Source organism: Streptomyces sp. URMC 127 (assembly GCF_051386535.1).
Taxonomy (GTDB): Bacteria; Actinomycetota; Actinomycetes; order Streptomycetales; family Streptomycetaceae; genus Streptomyces.
Genome location: NZ_JBPQTW010000580.1, coordinates 1 through 225 on the forward strand (window position 1 = coordinate 1; position 225 = coordinate 225).

Consider the following 225-nt stretch of genomic DNA (forward strand, 5'->3'; position numbering starts at 1 on the left):
AACGGTTGGAGCTGACTGGTACTAATAGGCCGAGGGCTTGTCCTCAGTTGCTCGCGTCCACTGTGTTAGTTCTGAAGCAACGAACAGTTGCTGGTTTGAGCAGAACCACTTAATTGAAGAGTGTGCTTGTTCGCTCGAAACCGATAGGGTTTCGGTGGTCATAGCGTTAGGGAAACGCCCGGTTACATTCCGAACCCGGAAGCTAAGCCTTTCAGCGCCGATGGT

1 rRNA gene is annotated in these 225 nt (G+C 52.0%); it reads left to right on the forward strand.

The features are described from left to right. Window positions 1-150 precede the first annotated feature (150 nt). Window positions 151-225: ribosomal RNA gene (rrf, locus tag ACSNOH_RS35450) — 5S ribosomal RNA — on the forward strand; the annotation flags it as partial.